The sequence below is a fragment of the Sphingomonas radicis genome (assembly GCF_051400635.1).
Lineage (GTDB): Bacteria > Pseudomonadota > Alphaproteobacteria > Sphingomonadales > Sphingomonadaceae > Sphingomonas.
Genome location: NZ_JBLFFG010000001.1, coordinates 908,331 through 933,461, shown reverse-complemented (window position 1 = coordinate 933,461; position 25,131 = coordinate 908,331). Strand labels below are relative to the sequence as shown.

The 25,131-nt window shown below is 66.8% G+C and carries 20 protein-coding genes and 1 tRNA gene; 6 read left to right on the top strand and 15 right to left on the bottom strand.

Translation table 11 applies throughout. The features are described from left to right. Positions 1-67 precede the first annotated feature (67 nt). Complete coding sequence (locus ACMGDH_RS04225; protein ID WP_436826659.1) at positions 68-652, top strand: helix-turn-helix domain-containing protein; 585 nt, start codon at positions 68-70, stop codon at positions 650-652. A gap of 108 nt (positions 653-760) precedes the next feature. After that, positions 761-1,120, top strand: coding sequence for a hypothetical protein (locus ACMGDH_RS04220; protein WP_436826658.1), 360 nt, complete (start codon positions 761-763; stop codon positions 1,118-1,120). A gap of 263 nt (positions 1,121-1,383) precedes the next feature. On the opposite strand, the gene ACMGDH_RS04215 is transcribed toward ACMGDH_RS04220, so the two are convergent. The 7 genes from ACMGDH_RS04215 to ACMGDH_RS04185 all read right to left on the bottom strand — a co-directional run bounded on the left by ACMGDH_RS04215 (position 1,384) and on the right by ACMGDH_RS04185 (position 11,580). Next, complete coding sequence (locus tag ACMGDH_RS04215; protein ID WP_436826657.1) at positions 1,384-1,689, bottom strand: DUF2149 domain-containing protein; 306 nt, start codon at positions 1,687-1,689, stop codon at positions 1,384-1,386. Then, the gene (locus ACMGDH_RS04210) at positions 1,689-2,159 is read right to left on the bottom strand and encodes a MotA/TolQ/ExbB proton channel family protein (protein WP_436826656.1); all 471 of its coding nucleotides are present in this window, start codon (positions 2,157-2,159) and stop codon (positions 1,689-1,691) included. The genes ACMGDH_RS04215 and ACMGDH_RS04210 overlap by 1 nt, the downstream gene beginning before the upstream one ends. 4 nt (positions 2,160-2,163) lie before the next feature. Next, complete coding sequence (gene cobN, locus ACMGDH_RS04205; RefSeq protein ID WP_436826655.1) at positions 2,164-6,027, bottom strand: cobaltochelatase subunit CobN; 3,864 nt, start codon at positions 6,025-6,027, stop codon at positions 2,164-2,166. Positions 6,028-6,029: 2 nt separating this feature from the next. Then, positions 6,030-7,904: a TonB-dependent receptor domain-containing protein gene (locus ACMGDH_RS04200; protein WP_436826654.1), complete on the bottom strand. Its 1,875-nt coding sequence runs from the start codon at positions 7,902-7,904 to the stop codon at positions 6,030-6,032. 240 nt (positions 7,905-8,144) lie between these two features. Then, positions 8,145-9,425, bottom strand: a complete 1,281-nt coding sequence (locus ACMGDH_RS04195; RefSeq protein ID WP_436826653.1) for a DUF3526 domain-containing protein — start codon at positions 9,423-9,425, stop codon at positions 8,145-8,147. Beyond that, complete coding sequence (locus ACMGDH_RS04190; RefSeq protein WP_436826652.1) at positions 9,425-10,861, bottom strand: ABC transporter permease; 1,437 nt, start codon at positions 10,859-10,861, stop codon at positions 9,425-9,427. The genes ACMGDH_RS04195 and ACMGDH_RS04190 overlap by 1 nt, the downstream gene beginning before the upstream one ends. Next, positions 10,858-11,580 carry an ABC transporter ATP-binding protein gene (locus ACMGDH_RS04185; RefSeq protein ID WP_436827219.1) on the bottom strand — a complete coding sequence of 241 codons (723 nt, stop codon included), beginning with the start codon at positions 11,578-11,580 and terminating at the stop codon, positions 10,858-10,860. Before ACMGDH_RS04185 ends, ACMGDH_RS04190 begins: the two co-directional genes overlap by 4 nt. 253 nt (positions 11,581-11,833) lie before the next feature. Here ACMGDH_RS04185 and ACMGDH_RS04180 point away from each other — a divergent pair, with 253 nt between their 5' ends. Next, the gene (locus ACMGDH_RS04180) at positions 11,834-13,630 is read left to right on the top strand and encodes a M14 family metallopeptidase (RefSeq protein ID WP_436826651.1); all 1,797 of its coding nucleotides are present in this window, start codon (positions 11,834-11,836) and stop codon (positions 13,628-13,630) included. 113 nt (positions 13,631-13,743) lie between these two features. On the opposite strand, the gene ACMGDH_RS04175 is transcribed toward ACMGDH_RS04180, so the two are convergent. The 3 genes from ACMGDH_RS04175 to ACMGDH_RS04165 all read right to left on the bottom strand — a co-directional run bounded on the left by ACMGDH_RS04175 (position 13,744) and on the right by ACMGDH_RS04165 (position 15,497). Further along, positions 13,744-13,819 (bottom strand) — tRNA-Val (locus ACMGDH_RS04175). 58 nt (positions 13,820-13,877) lie between these two features. Further along, entirely contained in the window at positions 13,878-14,741 is an 864-nt protein-coding gene (locus ACMGDH_RS04170; protein WP_436826650.1) for an aldose 1-epimerase family protein, read from the bottom strand. 9 nt (positions 14,742-14,750) lie between these two features. Continuing rightward, entirely contained in the window at positions 14,751-15,497 is a 747-nt protein-coding gene (locus ACMGDH_RS04165; RefSeq protein WP_436826649.1) for an SDR family NAD(P)-dependent oxidoreductase, read from the bottom strand. A 106-nt stretch (positions 15,498-15,603) separates the two neighbouring features. Between ACMGDH_RS04165 and ACMGDH_RS04160 the strand changes: the two genes are divergently transcribed. After that, entirely contained in the window at positions 15,604-16,392 is a 789-nt protein-coding gene (locus ACMGDH_RS04160; protein ID WP_436826648.1) for a TSUP family transporter, read from the top strand. 305 nt (positions 16,393-16,697) lie between these two features. Here ACMGDH_RS04160 and pheT read toward each other — a convergent pair whose 3' ends face one another. Together pheT and pheS are read right to left on the bottom strand one after the other, a co-directional pair. Next, entirely contained in the window at positions 16,698-19,091 is a 2,394-nt protein-coding gene (gene pheT, locus ACMGDH_RS04155; protein ID WP_436826647.1) for a phenylalanine--tRNA ligase subunit beta, read from the bottom strand. After that, entirely contained in the window at positions 19,088-20,164 is a 1,077-nt protein-coding gene (gene pheS / locus ACMGDH_RS04150; RefSeq protein ID WP_436826646.1) for a phenylalanine--tRNA ligase subunit alpha, read from the bottom strand. The genes pheT and pheS overlap by 4 nt, the downstream gene beginning before the upstream one ends. Positions 20,165-20,330: 166 nt before the next feature. Here pheS and ACMGDH_RS04145 point away from each other — a divergent pair, with 166 nt between their 5' ends. Next, positions 20,331-21,164 (top strand): class I SAM-dependent methyltransferase, encoded by an 834-nt coding sequence (locus ACMGDH_RS04145; RefSeq protein WP_436826645.1) that lies wholly within the window; start codon positions 20,331-20,333, stop codon positions 21,162-21,164. A 103-nt stretch (positions 21,165-21,267) separates the two neighbouring features. On the opposite strand, the gene ACMGDH_RS04140 is transcribed toward ACMGDH_RS04145, so the two are convergent. The 3 genes from ACMGDH_RS04140 to rpmI form a co-directional block, all read right to left on the bottom strand. After that, positions 21,268-21,885 carry a LysE family translocator gene (locus tag ACMGDH_RS04140; RefSeq protein ID WP_436826644.1) on the bottom strand — a complete coding sequence of 206 codons (618 nt, stop codon included), beginning with the start codon at positions 21,883-21,885 and terminating at the stop codon, positions 21,268-21,270. 317 nt (positions 21,886-22,202) lie between these two features. Continuing rightward, positions 22,203-22,568: a 50S ribosomal protein L20 gene (gene rplT / locus ACMGDH_RS04135; RefSeq protein WP_135985601.1), complete on the bottom strand. Its 366-nt coding sequence runs from the start codon at positions 22,566-22,568 to the stop codon at positions 22,203-22,205. Between the two features lie 14 nt (positions 22,569-22,582). Continuing rightward, positions 22,583-22,786, bottom strand: a complete 204-nt coding sequence (rpmI, locus tag ACMGDH_RS04130; protein WP_129404793.1) for a 50S ribosomal protein L35 — start codon at positions 22,784-22,786, stop codon at positions 22,583-22,585. A gap of 154 nt (positions 22,787-22,940) precedes the next feature. Here rpmI and ACMGDH_RS04125 point away from each other — a divergent pair, with 154 nt between their 5' ends. Next, a complete protein-coding gene (locus ACMGDH_RS04125) occupies positions 22,941-25,088 on the top strand; it encodes an AsmA family protein (protein ID WP_436826643.1) in 2,148 nt (715 codons plus the stop codon). Positions 25,089-25,131 lie beyond the last annotated feature (43 nt).

The following is a 25,131-nucleotide window of genomic DNA, read 5'->3' as shown; positions in this document are numbered from 1 at the left end:
CGCTCTTGCCACAGCGGCTCAACTGTAGGAAAGAGGAAAACCGATTTGGTTCACCGGGAGGCACGCGATGATCACGGCGATCCGGGAAGTGCGGCGCGCGAAGGGGCTCACGCTTGAGGAAGTCGCGCAGCGCTGCGTACCCCCCACCACCGCGCAGACGATCGGTCGGCTCGAGACGGGCACGCGTACCGTGTCGGTCGGCTGGCTCAACCGGATCGCAGCGGCGCTGGAGGTGGATACCTCCGACCTCGTCCGCCTGCCCGAACGCCCCGAGATCGCAGTCGCCGCTGTTCTCGACGCGAGCGGCGCGCAGGCCCCGCGCCGCGCCGCGGCGGTGGTGCCGCCCCGCGCAGAGCCCGAGCTGGTGGCAGTTACGGTGAGCGGCGGGATCGGCGACTATCGCACCGGCGACGAGATCTGGTGCCGGCGGATCGCGCCGCAGGACTTCGCCCAGGCGCTCAACCGCGACGTGCTGGTGCCGCGTCCGGCCGGACGCTTCCTGTTCGCCCGGCTGATCGGGCGCGAGGCGCTGGCGGGCGAGGACATCCCTGGCAAGCTCCACCTGCTGCCGCTCGGCGCAGGCTCGCGCCAGCAAGTGGTGACCGATCCGCCGTGGATCGCCTTTGCCGTGCGGCTGGTGCGGGCACTCTAGAAAGGGCGCCGCGCGCCGTCAGACCGAGCCAAGCCTTGCCCCTTGCTCCGCGCCGACAACAGGCGCAGTCTCCCCGTCAGAAAAGGGGCGCGCAGGAGGGGAAATGCGATGAAATGGCTGGTTGCAGCAGCGGCGACGCTTGCCTTGGCAACGCCGGCGCTGGCCGAGGACTGGGACTTCATGCTCACCAACAACGCCGGCAAGACGATCACGACGATCGAGCTTGCGCCGGCGGGCAGCGGCACCTGGCAGCCCAACAAGGTGGATGCCGAGATGCGCAAGGACGCGACGATAAAGAACGGCGCCAAGACCACGATCCATTTCGACAAGGGCAGTGGCTGCAAATACGACCTCAAGGGCACGTTCGAGGACGGCACGAGCGCAGTGTGGAGCGGCTTCGACGTGTGCGCCAACTCGTACATCACGCTCACGTTGGCGAACGGCAAGCCGAGCTTCAAGGCGCAGTGAGGCCGACATCGGCGACCGATCAACGGCAACGCGCGATCGTGAAGCCGATACAAGCCCGGGCCGTCTTGTTGTGCGCAAAGACCGATACGCCATGCATGGGCGACAGCCATGGCGATGGCGACCCCAAGCCGTGCCGGTCATAGCCAAGGGATGGAGCTAGCGACGCCCCTCGGGCCCGACGCTGACTTCAGGATGACAACCGCCAGGGAACCGCTTGCTTCAACCGGGTGGAGCAAACTCCAGGAGGCGAGACGACTGCCCGCTTATTCGGGCACGTACACGAGATCGCCGCTCGGCAGTCGATAGGTCACGCCGGCCTTCACACCACCACCCTGCCCCATCTGCTCCGATGCCGTGTAGCGTTCCAGCTTCTCCCCGTCCTTGATCGTGATCGTCATGTCCTTTGCGCCCGGGTTCTCCACGACCACGACTCGCTTGGATTGAAAGGGGTTGAGCGGATTTCGGACGATCAGGACCATCAGCACCGCGGTGATCACCAGGAACAGGTCGACCAGATTGACCACCGACAAGATCGGATCGTCGCCCTCGTCGTCTTCGATGAACCGCATCAGACCGCTCCCGTCTCGATCGCGCGCAGCTCCTCGAGCAACCATCGGCGACGGATCGTGTAGACGAAGAAGGTGATCGAGGCCGCGACCAGCGCCAGGACTACCGAGGAGAAGGCGACGACGAGGTTCTCTCCCACCGCCTGCCCATTGTTGCTGCCTAACGCGAGCAGGGCCGGCCCCATCGGGATCATCGTTGCAACCAGTCCCAGCATCGGCGCGGCCCGCGAAACGATCCGAAGCCACTCCAGCCGACGCAGCACCACGAGCTCCAGATCGTCGACAGCGCAGCCGGTGCGCCGCTGATGCGCAAGCAGCCGCGATGCGCGCTGACCGCGGAAGCGCTGCATCGCTTCGACGGCGAAGCTGCCGAGACTGGCTGCCGCATAGGCCAGCGCCGCAAGTATCAGCACCATGACGGGGACAAGGAAAAGGCGCGACACGTCATACAGTGTCGCCTCTAGCGCAGGCATAATATCATCCTCTGGGGTAAGCGATGGCCCGGCCGGTCCGCCACTCGCGAGCGGCGCCGAACAGGAACAGGAGCAGCAGGGCCAGCAGCATGGGCACGACATTCTGCGTTCGCAGCGCCGGTGGCGGTGGCGGCACCACGCGCTTCAGCACAATTCCTTGCGGTGCCGGCCCTTGCCGTGCCGGAGCAATGGCCGCGGAGCGCCGCGCGGCCGGTGCAGCTGTGGCCGCCGACGCCATAGCGGGTGCTGCGCGCGTTCCGAAGCCCTGCTGGTCCGCTGCGCGCTCCCGCGCAGCGCCGGGCGCGCCGGCGGCCGAGAGCTCTGCCCGTTTCGCCGCCAGAGACCGGCGGGTGATCTCGTCCGCCTTCCAATAGCCGCGCGCGATCGCCTCGATCATCCGGTCCACGATCCGCGCCTGCGCGGTGGGGTGGACTTCCGCGAAGAAACGATCGAGGCCGAGATTTCGAACGTCGCGTATATAGGTGTCGTGCATGGCCTGCCACTGATCCTCGCGCACGCTCGCCGGATCGGTCACCTGCCAACCCCATAGGTTGTTGACGATGCCCAGGATCGCATTGGCCCCGGCATAGCCCTCTGCCTGCATCGCGCCGATCCACTGCGGATTGAGATAGCGGCCGCGCAGCTCGTTCGACAGGAATGCGCCGGTGGTCGCCACCTTGCTCTCTGCGCCGCGCAGATCTGCGACATAGAGGTCGGGCGTCTTCCCCGTCAGGCTCCGCACGGCGAGCGAAAGTCCGCCAAGATATTCGAAAGGGTGATCGGTCGAGAGCAACCCATGGAGATTGGAAGAACGCGAGAGCACCGCCGCATCCACCCCGCGCAGCTGTTCGGCGAACAGGTTTTCCCCTCGCGTGGCGGTACCCCATTCGCGCGCGCCATAGGCGTATTGCAGCCGCTGAAGGAAGGGATCGGCGAGTTCGGTCTCCGCCTTCCAGTCCTTTGAGCTGGTCACCTGTTCGGGCAGACCGCTGCCGTAATCGCCTGGCGCGTTGCTGAAGATGCGCAAGCGCGAAAGTGCCTCCGCACGTTCACGGACCATCCCGCGCGCAATCAGCTGCGTTTCGAGTGCTCGCGCGTTGGCTGCCGGGCCCGATGTTTCATCGAGCGCTGCCAGCCGGTCGATGCCCTCCGCGAGCTTGCGCATGAAACCGTCGAACTGGTCGCGATAGACGCTGCTCGCCTGCACCACGACATCGATGCGGGGACGACCCAGCTCGGCCAGTGGGACGATCTCGAGCCGCTCGAGCCGATCTCCCCGTCCCCACACCGGCCGCAGCCCCAAGGCGTGGAGGATCTGCGCCTCAGCCACGCCGAGTTGGCGGATCGTCTCACCCGAGAACATGACAAAGGCCAGCTTTTCAGGGGCCCTGCCGTGGTGCTTCGCCCGGTATGTAGCCACGAGCTGGTCGAGCATGATGCCGCCTTGCGCGTAAGCGGCCCTGGTCGGCACCTTGTCGGCCTCGAACGCGAAAAGATTGCGCCCGCTCACGATATCGGGATTGCGCACCGGGTCGCCGCCGGCGCCGGGCAGCACGAAGCCCCCGGCCAGGCCTGTGAGCAGTGCCTCCGTTTCTCCAGTGTCGGCCAGCCGCTTGTCCAGCACCGCCGCGCGCTCGATCTGCGCGCGAAGCGCGGGGTTTTCGGTATCGCTGATGTTACCGCCCTCGCGCAGATAGGCCGTCAGGGTGCGGAACGGCTGGCCGGCCCGAATGGCATCAAGATCTTCGGCGAACGCTTCGGCGGGATCGAGCCCGAGCGCCTTGAGATAATCGGGCCCGAGCTGCTGCATCACGGTCGTCAGCCGGTGCGCGGCCGACGCCGGTTCTCCGAAGCTGTGCAGCCCGAGCGGGATGCTCATACGGGCGACCTCGTGCAGATGGTCGTGCAGCGCCGCGTAGAAGGACGGGAAGTTCCGCTCCGCGGCCGCCGCATCCCAGCCGATATCGCGGTCGAGCTTCGCCGCCGCGGCCTTTGCCCGAATGTCGGCTGCCACGCGGGCGCGAACACCGCCGTCTTCGAGCTGCGCATATTCGTGGATCAACGCATGCAGGTCACGCAACTCGTCGTACAGCCCGGACGGGCCGAATGCCGGCGTCTGATGACTGATCGTGACTGCCCTGCCGCGCCGGCGCGCCTGGATCGCCTCGGCGACATTGTCCTGGATATAGGGATAGAAAACCGGCACGTCGCCGACGAGCACGAAGGGATAGTCGCTCGCCCAGAGTCCTCGGTTCTTGCCGGGCGTCCACTCCTGGGTCCCGTGCGTGCCGAAGTGCACGATCGCGTCGGCCTGGTTTCGTACCCACAGATAGGCCGCCAGATAGATGTGATCGGGCGGCATCTTCTGGTCATGGTAGCTCTTGCCCGGATCGCCGCCGCGCGGTGGCTGAGGCAGGATCGCGAGGCGGCCGGCCATCAGCCGGGGAATGACGAAGGCGCCGTTGCGCAGCCAGCGGCTGTCCTCCGGGCTTCCCCAGCGCGCCACGATCTCGTCGCGTCGCACCGGCGTCAGGCTATTCAGCCATGCCCGATAGTCGGCCAGCGGCAATGCCGCCGCCAGACCTTGCTCGCGCAGGCTGTCCAGCGTCTCCGGTCTGTAATAGCCGCCGAGCATCGCCTGCGCATCGGCGATGAAGCGCTTCTCTTCCTGCGGAGTGACGCGGTAGCCCGCCTTCGCCATCTCTGCGGTCAGCCTGGCGATGCTCCTGGGAAGGTTGAGGTTGGAGGCGGCCAGGTTCTTCTCGCCCGCCGGATAGTTCCAGAAGAACAGCGCCACGTTCTTCTCCGCGGCGGGTTTTGTCCGCAGCACCGCGAGCCGTTGCAGCTTGGCCGCCAGCAGCGCCACTTGCTCCGGGATCGGCACCGCACGCCCCTTCTCGACCGCACTCACGACCAGCGGGTCCGAGATGCCCCAGCTTTCCGGTACGCTGAGCGCCACCGCCGCGCTCTGCGGCGAGATGCCCGAACTGTCAGTGCGCCACCCGGCGAGGTCGTTGGTACGATCGGCCACTGCCTGCAGCACCGGGATGCCAAGCGCCGCAAACTCGGCGCGGCGCGCATCGGCATTCTGCATATGGGTCATGTTGACCAGCGCCACCGCGTCCAGCGGCGCGACAACTTTGGTGAGCGCCTCCGGGTCGGCTTCGTCGTACCAGAAGGGCGCGGCGAGCAATTCCTTGTCCTCGATGGCAGCGACAACCGCATCGAGGGTGTCGGTCTGCATGTCGCGGATCAGGCCCTCGGACATCGCGATCGCGACCACCGGCCGCCGCTGCTTCCCTTCGGACCTCGCCCAGCCCGCGAACGCTGCCGCATCGGGGAAAGGAGCGGAGGCCCGCGGATGATAGAGGCCGCTGGCTCCCAGTCGAGTGGGCAGGGGGAGCGCATCCAGACTTCTTCCCCGCAGCGCGAGCGGTACAGCGCTGGTGAAGGCGCGCAGGTTCGCGACACCCCCGCCGCCATAATAGCCGATCAATCGCCGTGCGGCCGCCTGATCCAGGCCGTCCGCCCGCGGCGCCCCCCCGCCCACCGCGATCCACGGCACCGGGAGCGCATCGCCGATACCCCCTACCGCCCGATCGATTGAAGCCATATCGCCCGGACGCGGCCCGTCGAATATGAGAAGATCAGCGCCACGCACCAACGCATCAGGCTCGGCCCTATCTTCGACATAGCGCCATTCGAGCCGATAGCCCGCGTCACGCGCCCAGCCCGCCAGCCGCTCGAACTTGGCCGGCAGGGTGAAACGCGTGGCGATGACGCGAACTGTCGGCGCACGGTCGGGCTGCGACTCGGTTGCCGCCAGGCCGAAGACAAGCGCCAGAAGCAGGAGGAGCAGCCGGTGCACGGTCAGAAGTTCGCGCCCATCCCGACGAAGAAGATACGACCGGGCTCGGCAAAGCTGTAAAGCGCCGAGGTTTCCGCCAGCCGTTGCTTGAACAAATTGTCGATCCCCGCCTTAAGCGTCAGCCGCTCGGTGAGATCGTGGCTGACGTCCACCGACCAGAGGCTATAGTCGTCGAGGCGGACCGGCACGTCTGTCTGATAGATCGTCTGCTGACCGACATAGCGCCCGCGCAGGTTGACCTCCGTCGTGTCGATCGGCTGCCAAGCCAGCTTCAGGCTGGCAGCGTGGTTCGGCCGTTCCGCCAGCTCGCGATCGGCGGCAAGGTCCCTGGGCTCGACATAGGTGTAGCTGGCGGCCAGCGACACCGTCGGGACGGGCGTGACCTGTCCCGAGATCTCGACGCCGCGCACCCGCGCTTCGTCCACATTGACATAGGCCCGGCGCTCGCGGCCGCGGATGCCGCAGAACTCGACGCAGGTCGTCTGCACCAGCCCCTCGAGGTCGTTCTGGAACAAGGTGGCGCCCAGGTTCCAATCGCGCCCGTAATAGGCGCCGCCAAACTCGAAGGCGGTATTGGTCTCCGGCTCGAGGTCGGGATTGCCGGTGATGATGAACCGGCCGCCGGCCGCGACGGTGATGTAGCCGAGCGACAGCTGCTTCAAGCTCGGCGCCTTGAACGCCCGCCCCACACCACCGCGCAGCCGCAATCCCTTCACCGGCTCGACGATCAGATAGGCGCGCGGCGAGGTTTCCCATCCATAGTTCGGATGATGGTCGAAACGGCTGCCGAGCGTCAGCGACACACCATCGCGGATCGACCATTCGTCCTGCACGAACAGCGCTGCGTGGTTGACGCCTGCCTCACCCTCGCTGTTGACCGTGGCATCCCGCAGCTTCTCGTGCCGATGCTCGGCACCAGCGGTCAGCCGGTTGCCCGCGAACAGGTTCACCGTGACGCGGCCGTCGAACACCGTGTCGGTCGCCTTCGTCGGCTGCGTGGGGGTCTGGTTCTGGTCGCGCTCGTTCACGCGCTCCAGCACCGAACGATAGGCACGCGCCTGCACCTCACCCCAGCCGAATTGGCCCGTATAGCTTCCGTGCGTCTGAGCGCGGGTGATATGGTCCTGATATTCATAGTAGATCGGCCGGGCGCCGGTCGTGATGGTATCGCGCGCACGATCGTCGTCGCTGGCTGCCTGCCCGATCTCGATGCGATGTCCCTCTGCCGGCTCCCACCAGCCGATGATGCTGCCGCTGATCGCCTCGCGCGCTTCCAGTTCGCTCTGCTTCGAATCGAGCAGGCTCTGCGTGCGATTGCGGACGCGGTATTCGCCCCAGACGACCAGACCGGCGCGCTCGGAGATCGGCCCGCCCACCAGCGCTGCAATCTGGGCGTTGTCGCCGCCGCTGCCGTCGCGAAGGCCGAGCATAGCCAGCCCGCTCGCCTCCAGCCGCTCTTCGGGGCGACGCGTGATGACGTTGACGACACCCGCCAGCGCCTCCGAACCATAGAGCGCCGAAAGCGGGCCGCGCACCACTTCGATCCGGTCAATGGCGATGCTCGGCACCCAGCCGAGATCGAAATCGGCATGCGCCATATTGGCAGCAGCATCGTTGATGCGCCGGCCATCCACCAGCGTCAGCAGATGCTCGTTGGACATGCCGCGGATCGAGATTCCGCGGCGAGTCATCCCGATGCCGTTGATCACGATGCCCGGCTCGTTCTCCAGCGCTTCGGCCAAATCTTGCACAGGCCTGCGCCGGAGCTCGGTCCCGGTCACGACCGACATGGTAGCCGGCGCATCGGCGATCTGCTGTTCGGTACGGGTGGCGGTGACGACGACTTCGTCGCCTCGCGCCGCAGCTTCGCGCTCCACGCGGGCGCGCTGCGCCTCTTGGCTCTCGGAGGCCCTTTCCTCGGCCTGCGCAGGGGCGCTCAGAGCAGCAGAGAAACAGGAAACCAGCAGAACCGCACGACGCCGCATCGGCATTAGCCCCAAAGATGATGTGAGATGCGCCGCCCTCCCCGCCGCGCAGATGCGACTGTCTAGGCAGGCTCGCATCCCAATGCAATGGTATATCGTCTCACGTTCTACACTTCGCGATTATCTAACCTTCTAGCCAGCGCCGTCAGCCTCCGGTGCCTCCTCGGCTCGGAAAGCGGGTGCCCGCGCGAAATCTTCCTTTCCGAACGGGCGGTCGAGGAAGAGATAGCCATAGTAGAACTCGCGCAACTCTCGATGATACGCTCGAATGCGGTCCTGATAGGCGAGCTGCGCCTGAAGGTCGGTTGCAGCCAGTCGTGTCAGCAGTGCCTGCACGCCGACGGAGGGAAGGACCCAGCCGAGCGCCCGGCCAGCCGCATCGCGCCTCTCCAGCCCGGAGCGATAGGCGCGCACCTTGTCCGCGACGCTTTCGTCACCGACCTGGTGAAAGGCAAAATACCATTTGTAGTGAAACTCGGGCGTCAGCGGTGGCGAGCCCGCCCAGTGGGGATGGCTGGCGTAGAAGCGCCGCATCGTCTCTTCGCGCGGGATCTCCCAGGCGCCGTTGACCCGCTCGCGCTGGGCAAGGGCAATCTCTGCCCCTTGGGCGACCGGGATCGCGCGATTGATCACGACATTGGAGAGGGTCGGCAGCACCAGCACGAGCACCAACCAGCACGCGGCCAGCGCGGCCGCGTTCGCCACCGCGCTCCACCGCAGCCGTTCTACCAGCGCGGCGAGCGCTATCCAGAAAAGAAGATAGCCTGCGATCACCGCGAGTACGATCAGGATCGAAGCACCGTCCACCGCGGAGGCTGTCGCCGCCACCGTAAAGGGCAGCGCGAGCGCGGCCCAGAGCAGCACGAAACGCAGCAAGCGGCGACGCATCATCAACGCCGCGCCGCCGCGCGGCAGTGCATCCAGCGTGCGCAGCCGCCCCGCCTCCCGCTCACCTGAGACAAGGTCGTGGAACAGGGCGATCACGAATAGCGGGGCCAGGAACACCAGCACGAAGGCGAAATCGAAGCGGCCCGGCAGCGCCAGCTCCGGATTGAACGTGTCACCATCATAGATCTGAGCTTCGAGGCCGAGCGCCCGGACGCGCAGAATATAGGGCGAAACATCGCGCATCCCCAGTGCGGCGAACGCAAGAGGCGTGGGCGGGTCCCAAGTCGGATGGAAGCTGTAATAGCCCGCGCTTCCGGCGTCCTTGCTGCGGTCGACATATTCGGCGACGGCAGCAATATCCTCGGCCTGCGCGGCAGGAATGGCTGCGATCGCGGCGCGCTGATGCGCCACCTCAGCCAGCCCCGCCGTGATTGCAGCCGCGCTCAGCCCCGCGAGCAGTGCGAGCGCAACCACGCTCAGCCGCGCGCGCAACAGCAGGCGCAGCTCGTGCATCCACAGCGTCATCAGCGTGCTCCCAGCCGGCGGGTGGTACGCGCAAGCAGCAGCGACGCGACCACAAACCAGGCGAGCACCGTGGCGAGCCCGGGCAGCGCACCTGCCGCGAGCTGCGCGCCGGAGGGTCCTCTATAAGCAAAGTCGGGCATCTTCCCCCAATTGCTTGCCGACACTCGCTTTCGCCGGTCGGCACCAGCACCTTCCGCGGTGTCGTCGCGATAGCTCACCGCCTCGGCTTGAAGGCGGTTCAGGCGCTGGACCAAAGCGTAGCGATACGCTTCCGCCTGATCGAGGAAGCGGCGATGGCCTTCGAAGTCGGTGCCGGCGGCGGCCATCGAGAGCGAGCGGAGCGCGATCGCCGGGCTCAAGATTCCCGCTGCCTCCACCATGGCGTTCTGCGCCTTCTGCGCGCCGTAGCTCTCGCCCGCATAGCGGTTGAACAGCTCGGAAGTCAGGCGCTCTCCTTCCATGCTGACCACGCCTTTGTAATTGACCGGCAGATCCTCGATCCGGGTCACGCCGTAGCGACGCAGGACCGACTGCTTGAAGGCAGCGAAATGCGGATCGTCGGGATTGTGGCTGTCGCCCATTTGCCGCAGATCGCGGGCGATCGCGACGTCCGTCTGGAGCCGGTTCTGGAGCGGTACTATCGTGCCCGCTACGTCCGGCATCACGCGCGGCAGCAGCACAACGGCGACTGCCCATAGCGCGATCAGGGCAAGCAGCGCATCGCGGCTGCGGCGCGCGAGCGTCGAGACGAGCACAATCAGCACCACCCAGAGTGCCAGGTAAGCCGCATAGCCGAACACGATCACTGCCATCGGCAGCGCAAGGGCGCCGGGTTGTCCCGCGATGGCGATAAAGCCGATCATTGCGGGCAAGGCCGTCAGCAGTGCCACGACGCCGAGCGCCAGCAGCTTGCCGCGGACCACTTCGCTGCGCGAGGCACCCTGCAGCATCAGCAGCCGAAGCGTGCCGCGCTCCGTCTCGCGGGCTATCCCGCCATAGCCGAGGAAAATCAGCAGCAGCGGCGCCACGACTTGCAGCACGAAGGCGGGGGTCAGCTGGCCGAAGCGTACGAGCAGCGAACTCTGCCGCACGTCACCAAAGTTGGCGGTGTTCTGACGGTGGCCTTCCAGGAACATGCTGTTGCCGGTGAAGGCATCCACACCAGGATCGAAGGCCGCGAGCGGCCCCAGCGGCCGGAAGATGAAGTGCCCATAGTGAACAACGCGGTGCGGATGCCGGTCCGGTTGCCCATCGAACGCGACCTCCGCGGCATGCTGGTGCCGGGCGCGCAGCTCCGCGATACCGCGCTGATGGGACCAGGAGCTGAGTACGGCGACGAGCGTCAGGAGAAGCAGAAGCGCAAAGGCAATCACTGCGACCCGGTTGCGCACCATCAGGCGCAGCTCGTCGCGCGCAACGAGGCGGATGGGAGTCATGCGGCGAGCGGCTCCGCGGCGCTGGCGAAGCGCGCGTGAAGGGCCCGCACGTCGAAACGGTCGGCGCCGCTGGCCTCCACCACCTCGACGATCTTGCCCGCCTCAAGGAAGCAGATGCGATCGGCGACATCTGCGGCCGACAGCAAGTCATGCGTCACCATCAGCACCGCCGTGCCGCGATCGCGCACGGAGCGCACCAGCGCATTGAAATCCGCAGTGGCGCGCGGGTCGAGACCGGAGGTCGGCTCGTCGAGCAAGAGGACCGGCACCTGACGCAGCAGCGCGACGGCGATCGCCACCTTCTGCCGCATGCCCTTCGAGAAACCGCCGAGCCGCTGGTCCCATGCCCGCTCCTGGAGCCCCGCGGCGGCGAGTGCGTCCGTGATCTCCGGCCGCGCCTTGCGCTCATCGGAAAGGGCGAGCAGATAATCGGCGTTCTCGACCGCACTCAAATGCTCATAGAGCGCAACGTTCTCCGGTAGGTACGCGATGCACCGCCGCGCCAGGTCGGGATCGACGCTGGGGTCGGTACCGGCCACGAGGATCGAGCCGGACTGCGCGCGCACGAACCCCAGCAGGACGGCCAAGGTCGTCGACTTGCCCGCACCATTTCCGCCGAGCAGGGCGGTGATGCTTCCGGCCGGAACGGACAAGGAGAGACCATCGAGAACGCGATGATCGCCATAGACGATCGTTAGTGCTTCGATTGAAATCGGCATCCGGACGTCGGCTGGCATGATACTCGTCCCCAGGTGAACGCCGACCGTCTGGCCATCCACGACCACGCAGTCAATAGATATGTTACATCATATCTGTCGTTGTGGCACTCAGCTGCCCGGTGATCTGCCGCGCAGGCGCCATTGCACCGTTCTGCGAAGCGGAATGTCGCCTGTCGGTCAGCCTCGCGCGACCCGCAGTAAATGATATTCTATCACATTGCGCTCTCGCCAACGTGCCGCTAGCCATGCGGCCATGCCAATAGATCTCGCCAGAGGTGCATTCGCCCTCGCCGCACCTTTGCTCCTCACCGCCACCACCGCCGTCGCGCAGCAGAATCGCGAGGCGCCGCTCCCCCCGACCCTGCCCTGGTCGGGCGCGAGCGAGCGGCTGATCGTGCCGCCGACCGATCCCTGGATCACGCCCGCGGAGCGGATGGGGTTCGCCGACACGCCCGACTATGCGGAGACCCGCGCGTGGCTGGACCGGCTGGTGTCCGCGTCTCCGCTGCTGTCGATCGAGTCGTTCGGCAAGACGGGCCAGGGCCGCGAGCTCTATTTCGTGCGTGCCAGCAAAGGCGGAAGCGGCAAGCCGGTGCTGCTCGTCCAGGCCGGCATTCATTCGGGCGAGATCGACGGCAAGGACGCCGGATTGATGCTGCTGCGCGATATCGCGCTCAGGGGAAAGGATCACCTGCTCGATCGCGCCGATCTCGTCTTCGTACCGGTCTTCAATGCCGATGGCCATGAGCGGGCATCCCCGTTCAATCGCCCGAATCAGCGCGGGCCACGCTCGCAGGGATGGCGGACCAACGCGCAGAACCTCAATCTCAATCGGGATTATCTCAAGGCCGACAGCCCCGAGATACGCGCGATGCTGGGGCTGATCGAGCGACTCGATCCCGCGCTCTATCTCGACCTGCACGTGACCGACGGCACCGATCATCAGTACGATATCACCTACGCCTTCTCCGGCTGGCGCGGCTATTACGCCCAGTCGCCCGCGATTGGCCGCTGGCTGGATACGCAGTTCCGTCCCGCCATCGATCGTGCGCTGCACGCGGGCGGGCACATTCCGGGCTATTATGTCAGCGCGCGCGACAATCGCGATCCGGACGCCGGCATCGTCCATGATGCGGATTCGCCGCGCTTTTCCACGGGTTATGGCGATCTGCGCCGCATGCCCACCGTGCTGCTCGAGACTCATTCGCTCAAACCGTATCGCCAGCGCGTGCTCGGCACCTATGTGTTCGTGGAGGCCGCGCTTCGCCTGCTCGGTGAGGAGGCGGCGACCGCGCGGAGCGCCATCGCGCGCGACCGGGCCGCGCGCCCGAAGCGTGCGGTAATGAGCTGGAAGATGCTCGACCGGCCGATCTATACCGTCGACTTCCTCGGTGTCGCGCACGATCGCTACCGGTCGCGCGCGTCGGGTCGTGACGAGGTTCGCTGGCTGGGCCGTCCGATCCGGCAGCGGATGCCGGTCTTCGGTCAGGAGCCGGATATCACCGTCCGCTTGCCCAGGGCCTGGTGGGTTCCTGCGAGCGAGCCGCAGGTCATCGAGCGGCTGAAGCTGCATGGCATCGCCTTCGAGACGATCGACGCCCCCCGTACGCTCAAACTCGATATGGTGCGTCTCGCCGACCCCAAGCTCGGCACGCCCAGCGAGGGCCATGTCCCCATGTCAGCGAAGTTTATCCACCAACCCCGCGAAGAAACAATGCCACCCGGCTCGGTGCGCGTTCCGGCGGCACAACCGCGCGCACTCCTCGCCGCGGCGCTGCTCGAGGCGGAGAGCCCGGATTCGATGCTGGCATGGAACTACTTCCCGGGCATGCTCCAACGTACCGAGTATATCGAAGGATACGCCATCGCACCGCTTGCCGATCGCATGCTTGCGGAAGATCCGGCACTGCGCGCCGAGTTCGAGAAGCGTCTCGCCGCGGACAAAGCTTTCGCGGAGGACGGCGACGCTCGGCTCGCCTGGTTCTACGAGCGCACGCCCTATTACGACCAGCGCTACCTGCTCTACCCGGTGGGGCGCGAGTTGCCCTAATTGCCCGACGACGAGCGGGGCGGTGTGTAGCGCCGGAGCGTGCACCTGTTGAGCGCGCGGCGCATTGGGGGGGAAGCAGTGGCCAACGACGCCACAACAGCGCCGCCGGAATATGGTGGGCGCTGACGGGCTCGAACCGCCGACCCTCTCGGTGTAAACGAGATGCTCTACCAACTGAGCTAAGCGCCCGGCGCGTGGCCGTGCGCGGTTTCTAGGCATTTCTGGCCGCGGGTCAATCGCCAGGGTTTCAGGCGCGCAAGCGCACCTGCATCGCGAAGCGGCGTGCCTCGCCGGGTGCGAGGCGGAGCATGCCGGGCTTGTCCCAGATCTCGCCTCCGAAGCCCGTGGGATCGGCATGCCCCTGCCAGGGCTCGACGCAGAGGAAACGCGCACCCGGCTTGGTCCACAGTGCGAGCGTGGGCATGTTGGGAAAGGCGATGTCGAGCTGCGGCCCACCTTCGACGCCATAGGAGAGCGCACGGCTACGCGGGGCTTCCCATACCAGCGCATCGGATTCGAACAGCGAATCGTCGAGACGGAGCAGGCGCCCCTCGACCGGGCTCGGTCGATCGGCGGGGCCGATCAGCCCGCCTTCGATGCGGTTGAGCGGCGCAGGCTCGTCTCCGGCGAAGACGATGCGGTGATCCTCCTTCGCGCCGCCATAGGGAAGCGGCCAGGCGAAGGCGGGGTGGAAGCCGAAGCTCGCGGGCATCGGCACGTCGCCGGTATTGGTGGCAGTGATCTCGATCGAGAGCGTCACGCCTTCGATCGCATAGGCAGCGTCGAGGGTGAATTCGAACGGATAGCAGGCGCGCGTCTCGTCGCTGCTCGCGAGACGGAGCACCGCGCGCGAGGCCGATCGCTCGATCGGCTCGAACGGCTGGCGCCGCGCGAAGCCATGCTGGGGCAGCGGATAGTCGCGCCCGTCGAGGCGGTAGCGATCACCGTTCAGGCGGCCGACGATCGGGAAGAGCAAAGGCGCGCGACCCGACCAGAAGGCCGGGTCCGCATCGGTCATCAGCTCGCGACCCTCGGCGTCGCGCAAATGGCTGAGCTCGGCGCCGAAGGGGTTGATCGACGTCGACAGCGTATCGCTCGCGATCTCGATCATCGGCGCGCCTCAGCCTTCGCGGTGGACGAGGAAAGGCGACCAGGCCTGGTTGACCGGCATCAGCTCGAGCGAATTGATGTTGAGGTGCGGCGGCTGCTCGGCGACCCAGAGGATCGTCTTCGCGATATCCTCCGCCGTCATCGGGTTCACGCCCGAATAGAGCTTGTCCGAAAATTCCTTGCTGCCGGTGCGCACCAGGGTGAACTCGGTCTCGACCATGCCGGGCTCGATCGAGCAGATGCGCACGCCGGTGCCGATCAGGTCCGAGCGCAGGTTGAGGCTGAACTGGCGGACGAAGGCCTTGGTCGCACCGTACACATTGCCGCCCGGATAGGGATAGTTGGCGGCAACCGACGACAGGTTGATGATCGCCCCCTTGCGCTCGATGAGCTGCGGCAGGAGCTTGTGCGTGATCGAGACCAGCGCAGTGATGTTGGTGTCGATCATCGTCGTCCAGTTGGCGAGATCGGCGTCCTGCGCCGGCTCGAGTCCCAACGCGAGACCGGCGTTGTTCACCAGCAGATCGATGCCGCGGAACGCTTCAGGCAATGAATCGAGCGCGGCGTCGCGCGCCGCATCGTCGCGGACGTCGAAGACGAGCGGGTGGACGCGGTTCTCGCTGATGATCGTCGCGAGCGCGTCGAGCCGATCCTTGCGCCGGCCGGTGGCGATCACGTGCCAGCCGGCAGCCGCGAAGGCGCGCACCGATGCTTCGCCGATTCCTGCGGTTGCACCCGTCACCAACACCGTGGGCATATGCGAGTCCTCCTTGCCGTGTGCCGTGCCTATGCGCACTCGGCCGCCACGGGGCAATGGTCTGGCGCGCGCTTGCGGCCGAGGGCCAAGCTGGTACGGCGGCCGCATGGAATTGAGCGTCGAGCTGCTGGCCCTGCTGATGGGCGCCGCCTTCATCGCCGGGACGATCGACTCGATCGCGGGCGGGGGCGGGCTCATCACCATCCCCGCGCTGCTCGCCGTAGGCGTGCCGCCGGTCTCGGCGATCGCCACCAACAAGCTGCAGAGCTGCTTCGGGACCGGCGGCGCCGTGATCGCCTTCGCGCGCAAGGGACATATCGACTTCCGCCGCTTCGCGCTGCCGGCACTGGGATCCTTCTTGGGCGCCGGGCTGGGCGCCTATATCCTGACCCGGATCGATCCGACTTTCCTGTCTGGATTCCTGCCGCTGCTGCTCGTCGCGATCACGCTCTACTTCGTCTTCGGGCCGCGCATGAGCGACGAGGACAGGCACAGCCTGCTGGGGCCGCGCGCGCTGGTGGGCGTCACCATGGTGATCGGCTGCTATGACGGCTTCTTCGGGCCCGGCACGGGTTCGTTCTTCACCACCGCGCTGGTCGCGGTGTTCGGGCTGGGGCTGATCCGTGCGGTCGCGCACACCAAGCTGCTCAACTTCGCGAGCAATCTGGCCGGGCTGGGCGTGATGATCCTGGGCGGCCATGTACTGTGGCTGATCGGCCTTGCCATGGCCGCTGCGAACATGGCGGGGGCGCAGCTCGGCGCGCATGTCGCGATGCGCTTCGGCGCCGGCGCCGCGCGCCCGCTGCTGATCCTCGTGTCGCTCTCGCTCACCGCCAAGCAGCTGGCGGACCCCGCCAACCCGCTGACCGCCACCGTGCTCGGCTGGTTCCGCTAGGGTTGGATCGGCACTCGGATCGTCCGCTCAAATCCTCTCCCCTGAGAGGGACAGAGCGGAGCAGAGCTCGGCGCACTGCCTGCGGCAGCGCACTCCCGTCCTCCGGCCAAAGTCTATTTGGGTGGAGGGGAACGGGGGAGGGTTCAACGTGAAGAGGACAGCGACCAGTTCCAAGTGAGCAGCGGGCCGCGCCGTTCAGGGCATGCTGGGGCATGGCCGACCGGGAACTCCCCTCTTACAGAGGGGCGAGGGAGAATGGCTTGCCGAATGCCGGTTGACCGAAGCGACGTGCTACACCGTCTCGGTCACCCCCTAAGCGTGGCCCCGAGCTTCGATGCCGCGGCCACGATCTTGTCGGCGATGGCCTTGAGGTCGGCGTCGGTGAAGCTCTTTTCGGCGGGCTGGAGCGTGACTTCGGCCGCGAGGCTCTTTTGTCCCTCGGGCACGCCCTGGCCGGTGAAGACGTCGAACAGTCGCGCATCGACGATCGCTATCTTGTCGGCGCTCCTGACCGTGCGAACGAGGTCGCCCGCGGCGAGTTCGGCGGGGACGAGGAAGGCGAAGTCGCGCGTCACCGGCTGGAGCGCGGGCGGCGCATAGGCGGGGCGCATAAAGCCCACGGTCTTGTCGGCGCGCTTGGCCGGGAGCGCATCGAGGTAGAGTTCGACCGCGGCGACATCGCCGTCGAGATCGAACGCCTTGAGCGTCTCCGGGTGCAGCATGCCGAAGGCGGCGAGCACGGTCTTGGGGCCCAGCCGCAGCGTTGCCGACTGGCCGGGATGATAGACGTCGCCCGCCTCCCCCAGCACCTGAAGGTTGCCGACCGGCGCGCCCGCGGCTTCGAGCAGCGCGAGTGCTTCGGCCTTGGCATCGAACGCACCGTAGATCTGCGCCTTGCCGCTCTGCCAGCCGCGCGGGCTGCGCGCACCGGCGAACACCACCGCGAGCGTCAGCCGCTCCTGATCGGCGAGATAGCGGCGGCCGATCTCGAACAGCCGGACGCCGGTAGCGCCGCGCTTGAGGTTACGTTCGGCAGCGGCGAGCAGGCCGGGGAGCAGCGAGGGGCGCATGACCTTCATGTCCTCGCTGATCGGGTTGGCGAGGGTCCAGGCACCGCCGCCGAAAGGCGCAGCTTCGGCTTCCGAGATGAAGCTCCACGTCACGGCCTCGTGCAGCCCGCGTGCGGCGGCGGTGCGGCGCAGGCGGCGTTCGAGCTTCTGCTCGGGCGTGGCGGTCGGGCGGGCGACGCCGGGTGCGCGGTCCAGCGGCACCGGCGGCACCTTGTCGATGCCTTCAATGCGTATCACTTCCTCGACCAGATCGGCGGGACCGTCGATGTCGCGGCGCCAGCTGGGCGGGGTGACGTTCCAGTCCGAATCGACGGTGAAGCCCAGGCTTTCGAGGATCGCCTTCTGCCGATCGGCCGGCACCGCGAGGCCGCCGAGCGTCTCGGCACGCGCCGGATCATAGGCATAGCTGCGCGTGCCCAGCGGCGGATCGCCCGCGCGGGTGACTTCGCTCGCGGTGCCGCCGCAATGATCGAGCACCAGCCGGGTCGCGATCGCGAGCCCGGTTTCGACGAATGCCGGGTCCACCCCGCGCTCGAAGCGCTGGCGCGCATCGCTGGTGAGGCCGAGCTTCTGGCCGGCGCGCGCGATATGGTCCGGATCGAAAAAGGCGCATTCGATCAGCACGTCGGTGGTAGCATCGGTGACTCCCGAATGCTCGCCGCCCATGATCCCGCCGATGTCGTGCACGCCGGCATCGTCGGCGATCACCGTCATGCTCGCGTCGAGCGTGTAGGTCTTGCCGTTGAGCGCGACCAACTGCTCGCCGTCCTTCGCCTTGCGGGCGACGAGCGGACCCGAGAGCTTGGCCCGGTCGTAGACGTGGAGCGGGCGGCCGAGATCGATCGAGACGAAGTTGGTGATGTCGACCAACATCGAGATCGGCTTCTGGCCGATCGCCGCGAGCTTGCGGCGCATCCATTCGGGCGACTCGCCGTTGGCGACGCCCGACACTGCCTGCGCGAAGAAGGCAGGGCAGCCAGCGGGGTCGTCGGTGCGCACTTCCGGCGCGGCGCCGCTGCCTTCGACTGGAGCGATGCCCGAACGATAGACCTGTTCGAGCGGCTTGAGCGTACCAAGTCCTGCCGCGGCGAGATCGCGCGCGATGCCGCGCACGCCCATGCAATCCTGCCGGTTGGGGGTGATCGAGACGTCGATCACCGGATCGTTGAGATCGGCATAGTCGGCAAAGGCGATGCCCACCGGCGCGTCGGCGGGAAGCTCGATGATCCCCTCGTGATCCTCGCCGAGCTCGAGTTCGCGTGTCGAGCACATCATGCCGTTGGACTCGACACCGCGCACTGCGGCGACCTTGAGCTGCATGCCGTTCGCGGGAACGACCGCGCCCGGAAGCCCGAGCACGCCGACCAGCCCTGCACGCGCGTTGGGCGCGCCGCAGACGACCTGGAGCGGAGCGCCTTCGCCGCTGTCGACGGTGAGGACCTGGAGCTTGTCCGCCTGCGGGTGACGCTCGGCGGTGAGCACGCGCGCCACGCGGAAACCGGCGAGCTTCTCGCCGGGGTTCTCGACGCCTTCGACTTCGAGCCCCACGCGTGTAAGCGCCTCCGCGACCTGATCGATCGTCGCGTCGGTCTCCAGATGCTCCTTGAGCCAGCTCAGCGTGAACTTCATGCGCCGACTCCCCCGCTCAGCGTGGGCACGTCGAGCGCCGAGAAGCCATAATGCCTGAGCCAGCGCAGATCGCCGTCGAAGAAGGCGCGCAAGTCATCCATTCCATATTTGAGCATCGCCAGCCGATCGACGCCGGTGCCGAAGGCGAAGCCCTGCCATTCCTCCGGATCGAGCCCGCAGGAGGCGATCACCTTGGGGTGCACCATCCCCGAGCCGAGCACTTCCATCCAGCCCTCGGACCCGCCGATCACGCGCTTGCCGTTCACCACCGAATAGCCGACGTCGACTTCGGCCGAAGGCTCGGTGAAGGGGAAGTAGCTCGGGCGCAGCCGAAGCACGATGTCGTCGCGCTCGAAGAACGCCTTGAGGAAGGTCTCGAGCGTCCATTTGAGGTGGCCGAGCGTGATCCCCTTATCGATCACCAGCCCTTCGATCTGGTGGAACATCGGGGTGTGGGTCGCATCCGAGTCCGAGCGATAGACGCGGCCCGGCGCGATGATCCGGATCGGCGGCTTGTTCGCCAGCATCGTGCGGATCTGCACCGGGCTGGTGTGCGTGCGCAGCACCATCGGCTTTTCATGCTCGCCGGCCAGATAGAAAGTGTCGTGCATCGCCCGCGCCGGGTGGCTCTCGGGAATGTTGAGCGCCGTGAAATTGTGCCAGTCGTCCTCGATCTCGGGGCCGCTCGCGACCGAAAAGCCCAGGTCGGCGAAGATTTCGGCGAGCTCGTCCATGACCTGGCTCACGGGATGGACCGAACCGGCGCCCAGCGAATCGACCGGCAGCGTCATGTCGAGCGTCTCGCTGGCGAGCCGGGCGTCGAGCGCAGCACGTTCGAGCACCGCCTTGCGCTCTACCAGCGCGGCGGTGACTGCTTCGCGCAACCCGTGAATGCGCGGCCCCTGTTCCTGGCGCGCTTCCGGGCTCATCCCGCCGAGCGTCTTGAGCAGGCCGGTGATCGTGCCCTGCTTGCCCAGCGCCTGAACCCGCAGCGCCTCGACGGCGTCGAGTTCCGTCGCGGCGTCGATCGAGGCGAGCAGATCGGTGCGCAGTTGTTCGAGATCGCTAGTCATGGAAAGGCCCGAACCCCAGAGTGCGGGCAAGGTCAAGCCTCGCCCGCAAGATTCGCATGCCCGAGCGTCCTGCCGCGAGCGCGGGGCGGCACGGCGCAGCCCGCTTCTCGCCTGTCCCGGATCATGAGACCAACCGTAAAGCCGAATGAATGCATGAGGCGAAGCCATGTTGATGCAGGCGAAGCTCGAAACGGTCGATTGCCCCTGCTGTGAGAGCGACGGGCACAAGCATTGGGCGTCGGAGAACGGCTATAACGCCGTCAAATGCACCGGCTGCGGCACCGTCTATATCCGTGAGCGCCCGCGATCGGAGGATATCTCGGCCGCCGCTCGGGACGGGGTGCACCCCACGGACGATGGCGTGCTCGATCAAAGGCTCCACCGCCAGGGCTGGAAAGTGCCCTTCTACGCAGGGATCGTGCGGCGCTTCTACGAAGGCGAGAAGGGGCTGAGCTGGCTGGATGTTGGCGCGGGCAATGGCGAGTTCGTCGAGGCAGTGCAGCGCGCGCTTCCCGACGTGCAGGCGCTTGGCATCGATCCGATGCAGGTGAAGGTCGAGCGCGCGCAGAAGCGCGGGGTTCCGATCACCGCGCAGACGCTGGAGGAAGTCACCGGCAGCTACGACGTGATCTCGATCATCAACGTCTTCTCGCACATTCCCGATTTCCAGCATTTCGGCGGGCTGATCCGCGCCCGGCTGAAACCCGGCGGCTCGCTGTTCATCGAGACGGGGAACGGCGGCGACCTGCCCACGCGCGCCGATTATCCGGGCGAGCTGCTGCTGCCCGACCACCTCGTCTTCTCGGGCGTCGAGCAAATGAAGCAGACGCTCGCCAGGCTGGGCTTCGGCCGGGTCGAGCACTGGAGCCGCCGCACCGACCATCCGCTCTGGGCGGCCAAGCAGATGGTGAAGTCCACGCTCAGGGGAAGGCCCAAGGTGGTGATCCCCTGGACGCGCAGCTTCCGCACGGTGTTCTATCGCGCCTGGCTCGACGGTTAGTCCCCCGTCTAGCCCCCCGTTCGCCCTGAGCTTGTCGAAGGGCGCCACCTGCCACCGCCCTTCGACAAGCTCAGGGCGAACGGTTTCGGGATTCGCTGCCCCGCTAGACCCGGCTGCCGAGCAGCGCGCCGCCGAAGCCGATGAACATCAGCCCGGTCGCGCGGTTGAACAGCCGCTGCCGGTTGGCGGGCGCGAGCCAGCGTGCGAGCGATCGCCCGCCGAGCGCATAGACCGAGTACCAGAAGGCCTCGATCACGACGAAACTCGCCACGAGGATGCCGAGCTGGGTCCAGAACGGCCGGGCCGTGTCGATGAACTGCGGGAAGAGCGCGGCGGCGAAGATGATCAGCTTGGGGTTGGAAAGCCCGGTGCCGAGCCCCGCGGCGTAGAGTGCGCGGGCCGAGGGTAGCGTGCGCGGATCGGCGGCATCACCCGTGCTCACCGGCGCGCGCCACGCCTTGATGCCCAGCCAGACGAGATAGGCGACCCCGGCATAGCGCAGCGCGTCGTAGAGCATCGGCGCCGCCTTGAGCAGCGCGCCCAGCCCCGCCGCGGATGCGAGCAGGCACAACAGCACCGCGCTCATCAGCCCGGCCATCGAGAAGAGCGCGCGCGGGCCATGATGGATGCTCTGCACCATGACATGGAGCATGTTCGGTCCCGGCGTCGCCGCGATCAGGAACACGGCGGTGACGTAGAGCCACCAAGTCTGCAGTGCCATCGAATCGCTTCCTTCCTTCGACTGGGGCCCGGTTGCGGTCTGGTACGATCTTTCTCACGCGGAGGCGCGAAGGCGCGAAGAAATTAATTCGCGCAGAGGCGCAGAGGACGCAGAGAGGAAAATCGTCGCTTTGAGATGCGCCGCGAGCGGGTCTAGCGGCGAGAGATTCTGAGGCTGGCGCCTCTAACGACATCTCTGCGTCCTCTGCGCCTCTGCGCGAAACTCCTGAATCCCCTCGCGCCTCCGCATGAGAAAAGAAAAAGGGCGCCGGTGTTGCCACCGACGCCCCTTTTGTTCGCTTGTGCTGGCAGGTCGCCTCAGGCGGCCTGGGGCAGCGCCGCCTTTGCCTGCGCGACGATGGCGCTGAACGCCTCCGCCTCGTGCATCGCGATGTCGGCCAGGACCTTCCGGTCGAGTTCGATGCCCGCGAGCTTCAGCCCGTGCATGAACTGCGAATAGGTCAGGCCCTCGGCGCGGACGCCGGCGTTGATGCGCTGGATCCACAGGCCGCGGAACGTGCGCTTCTTAACCTTGCGGTCGCGATAGGCATACTGACCGGCCTTCTCGACGGCCTGGCGCGCGATGCGGATCGTGTTCTTGCGACGGCCATAATAGCCCTTCGCCTGATCCAAAATGCGCTTGTGCTTCGCCTTCGTGGTCGTGCCACGCTTAACTCGTGCCATTGTCTAGGCCCTCCTTACTTCAGGCCGTACGGCGCCCACAGGCGCACGTGGGCAACATCGGCATCGGCGAGCACGGAGGTGCCGCGATTCTGGCGGATATACTTCGCGTTGTGCGAAATCAGGCGGTGGCGCTTGCCGGCGACTCCATGCTTCACCTTGCCAGTGGCGGTGAACTTGAAGCGCTTCTTCACGCCGCTCTTCGTCTTGAGCTTGGGCATTTTCGTCTCCTTGTAGTTCGACGATTGCGGATACGCGCGGCAGCCCATTCAGCCGGCGCATCCCTACGATCGCGGAAAGCGGGGCGCATAGCCGCTACCGCGCTGCAATGCAACCGCAGTCGGAACCCTCGGCGGCGACAGGCTTTTTCTCCCAATGGCCGACCGGGACTCGCCCATCGAAGCTGCGAAGGCCGCTTCCCCGCCAAGCGACTCGTCTGCGCGGCCCGCACGGGCGCTGGGCACGCCACTCGCCAGCGCGATCGCCGTCGTCACCACGATCATCGGGCTGATCGTGCTCGCCTGGGCGATATTGTTCGTCACCAAGGGCCGCTTCCTCAAGGGGCCGTTCGAGCGAATCGTCGCCGCACAGACGGGCCGTGAGGTGAAGGTCGCTGGGGACTTCCAGCTCTATTTCGCGCCGTTCAACGTCAAGTTCCTGGCCGAAGGGCTCACCGTTTCCAATCCCCAATGGGCAGGACGCGGCAATTTCTTCTCGGCGAAGAAGATCGACACCCGGATCTCCACCTGGAGCCTGATCACCGGCAACGAACGGGTCAACTGGCTGGGGCTGCAGGACGGGCATGTCGATCTGCAATGGGACAGGTCGGGCCAGCGCAACACCTGGACCTTCGGCGAGAAGAAGGGCGAGCCGCTCGACCTGCCGATCATCCGCCGCGCGATCGTCCAGGGCACGCAGATCCGCTACGTCCATCCGCAGATGCAGATCGAAGCTGCGCTTCGCGTCCACACGGTGGAGGCCCGCGATACGCGGTTCGCCAGCCGGATCGGCTTCGACGGCAACGGCACCGCGCGCGGCACCCGCTTCACCCTGTCGGGCGCGCTGCTGACCCCCAACGCCACGGTGGCGGGCGGGCGCAACCAGCTCCAGCTCCACATAGAGGGTGTCCGGACCCGGATCGACGTCGCGGGGACGCTGCCGGGCGCGACCGAGATCGAAGGCGCCGACCTGCGCATCGATGCGCGCGGGCAGAACCTTGCCGACGTCTTCACCGTCGCCGGGATCGCCGTGCCCGACACGCGCAGCTATCGCCTTCGCTCGGCCTTCACCAAGCAAGGCGCGGAATGGCGCTTCACCGGCCTGCGCGGCCGGTTCGGCGAGAGCGACCTTGCCGGGCGCTTCACTGTGACGATGCGCGAACCGCGGATGCTGCTGACCGCGAACCTGGCGACGCGCGTGCTCGACATCGTCGATGCCGGCCCGTTCATCGGCTATAACCCGGACAAGCTCGCCGCGCAGGGCAAGGCCGGCGCAGTCGAGCGGGTGGGCGGCACCCCGCGCGTGCTCCCCGACGCACCGCTCCGGATCGAGGCGCTCAGGAACTTCGACGCCAAAGTCGACTGGACCGTGCGCACGGTGCGCGCCGACAATTTCCCCGTCTCCAACATCAAGCTGGGGCTCGACCTGGAGGACCGGCTGCTCGAGCTCTCGCCGCTCAACTTCTCGATGGCGCGCGGCACGGTGAGCTCCGACATCACGATCAACGCGCGCCGCCAGCCGGTCTTCACCGAATATGACATCCGGCTGTCGCCCACCCCGATGGGAGTGCTGCTCGCGGGCTTCGGGGTTGAACAATCGGGCACCAGCGGCACGCTCAAGGCGCGCGTGCAGATGACCGGCGCCGGCAACAGCGTCCGCGATTCGCTGGCCAATTCGAACGGGCGGATCGCCGTCATCATGCCGCGCGGCACCTTCTGGACGCGCAATACCGAGCTTTCCGAGCTCGACATCGGCGTGTTCGTCCAGAAAATGTTCGAGGAGCGACTCAAGGAACCGGTGCAGATCAACTGCGGACTGATCGGATTCAGTGTCCGCAACGGCATCGCCGCGGCCGATCCGATCCTGATCGATACCGCCAAGAACGTGATGCTCGGCCGCGGCGGGTTCAGCTTCAAGAACGAGACGATCGATCTCGCCTTCCGCGCGGACAGCAAGAAATTCAGCCTGTTCTCGGGCCAGTCGCCGGTTGGGATCGGGGGCTATTTCGCGGCGCCCAGGATCGACGTGATCACCCCCGAGCTGCTGGGCCGCGCGGGCGCCGGGTTGGGGCTGGGCGCGCTGGTGAGCCCATTGGCGGCGGTGATCGCCTTCGTCGACGTAGGCGACGCCAAGGCGGCCGACTGCGGACCGGTGCTCGCCGGCGCATCGGCGCAGGCGCAGCGCGACGACAAAGGCCGGCCGCGCGACGACGTGGGCCGCGGGACGACGGCGAAATCGGAGAGCGGGAAGGCGTCAGGGGAAGAAAAGAAGAAGCAGCGCAAGAAGTTCCTGGGGATTTTCTAAGGGGCGCCACCGTTCACCACGAGAGCCGTTCGCCCTGAGCTTG

What these genes read in the sequence shown, in the direction of transcription:
- ACMGDH_RS04195 (WP_436826653.1), bottom strand. Translation starts at nt 9,425, where the DNA reads ATGACGCTGTGGATGCACGAGCTGCGCCTGCTGTTGCGCGCGCGGCTG.
- ACMGDH_RS04125 (WP_436826643.1), top strand. Translation starts at nt 22,941, where the DNA reads ATGGCCGACCGGGACTCGCCCATCGAAGCTGCGAAGGCCGCTTCCCCG.
- rpmI (WP_129404793.1), bottom strand. Translation starts at nt 22,786, where the DNA reads ATGCCCAAGCTCAAGACGAAGAGCGGCGTGAAGAAGCGCTTCAAGTTC.
- ACMGDH_RS04160 (WP_436826648.1), top strand. Translation starts at nt 15,604, where the DNA reads ATGGAATTGAGCGTCGAGCTGCTGGCCCTGCTGATGGGCGCCGCCTTC.
- ACMGDH_RS04190 (WP_436826652.1), bottom strand. Translation starts at nt 10,861, where the DNA reads ATGACTCCCATCCGCCTCGTTGCGCGCGACGAGCTGCGCCTGATGGTG.
- ACMGDH_RS04140 (WP_436826644.1), bottom strand. Translation starts at nt 21,885, where the DNA reads ATGGCACTGCAGACTTGGTGGCTCTACGTCACCGCCGTGTTCCTGATC.
- ACMGDH_RS04210 (WP_436826656.1), bottom strand. Translation starts at nt 2,159, where the DNA reads ATGCCTGCGCTAGAGGCGACACTGTATGACGTGTCGCGCCTTTTCCTT.
- ACMGDH_RS04225 (WP_436826659.1), top strand. Translation starts at nt 68, where the DNA reads ATGATCACGGCGATCCGGGAAGTGCGGCGCGCGAAGGGGCTCACGCTT.
- pheT (WP_436826647.1), bottom strand. Translation starts at nt 19,091, where the DNA reads ATGAAGTTCACGCTGAGCTGGCTCAAGGAGCATCTGGAGACCGACGCG.
- pheS (WP_436826646.1), bottom strand. Translation starts at nt 20,164, where the DNA reads ATGACTAGCGATCTCGAACAACTGCGCACCGATCTGCTCGCCTCGATC.
- ACMGDH_RS04180 (WP_436826651.1), top strand. Translation starts at nt 11,834, where the DNA reads ATGCCAATAGATCTCGCCAGAGGTGCATTCGCCCTCGCCGCACCTTTG.
- ACMGDH_RS04215 (WP_436826657.1), bottom strand. Translation starts at nt 1,689, where the DNA reads ATGCGGTTCATCGAAGACGACGAGGGCGACGATCCGATCTTGTCGGTG.
- ACMGDH_RS04220 (WP_436826658.1), top strand. Translation starts at nt 761, where the DNA reads ATGAAATGGCTGGTTGCAGCAGCGGCGACGCTTGCCTTGGCAACGCCG.
- ACMGDH_RS04145 (WP_436826645.1), top strand. Translation starts at nt 20,331, where the DNA reads ATGTTGATGCAGGCGAAGCTCGAAACGGTCGATTGCCCCTGCTGTGAG.
- ACMGDH_RS04165 (WP_436826649.1), bottom strand. Translation starts at nt 15,497, where the DNA reads ATGCCCACGGTGTTGGTGACGGGTGCAACCGCAGGAATCGGCGAAGCA.
- ACMGDH_RS04170 (WP_436826650.1), bottom strand. Translation starts at nt 14,741, where the DNA reads ATGATCGAGATCGCGAGCGATACGCTGTCGACGTCGATCAACCCCTTC.
- rplT (WP_135985601.1), bottom strand. Translation starts at nt 22,568, where the DNA reads ATGGCACGAGTTAAGCGTGGCACGACCACGAAGGCGAAGCACAAGCGC.
- ACMGDH_RS04185 (WP_436827219.1), bottom strand. Translation starts at nt 11,580, where the DNA reads ATGCCGATTTCAATCGAAGCACTAACGATCGTCTATGGCGATCATCGC.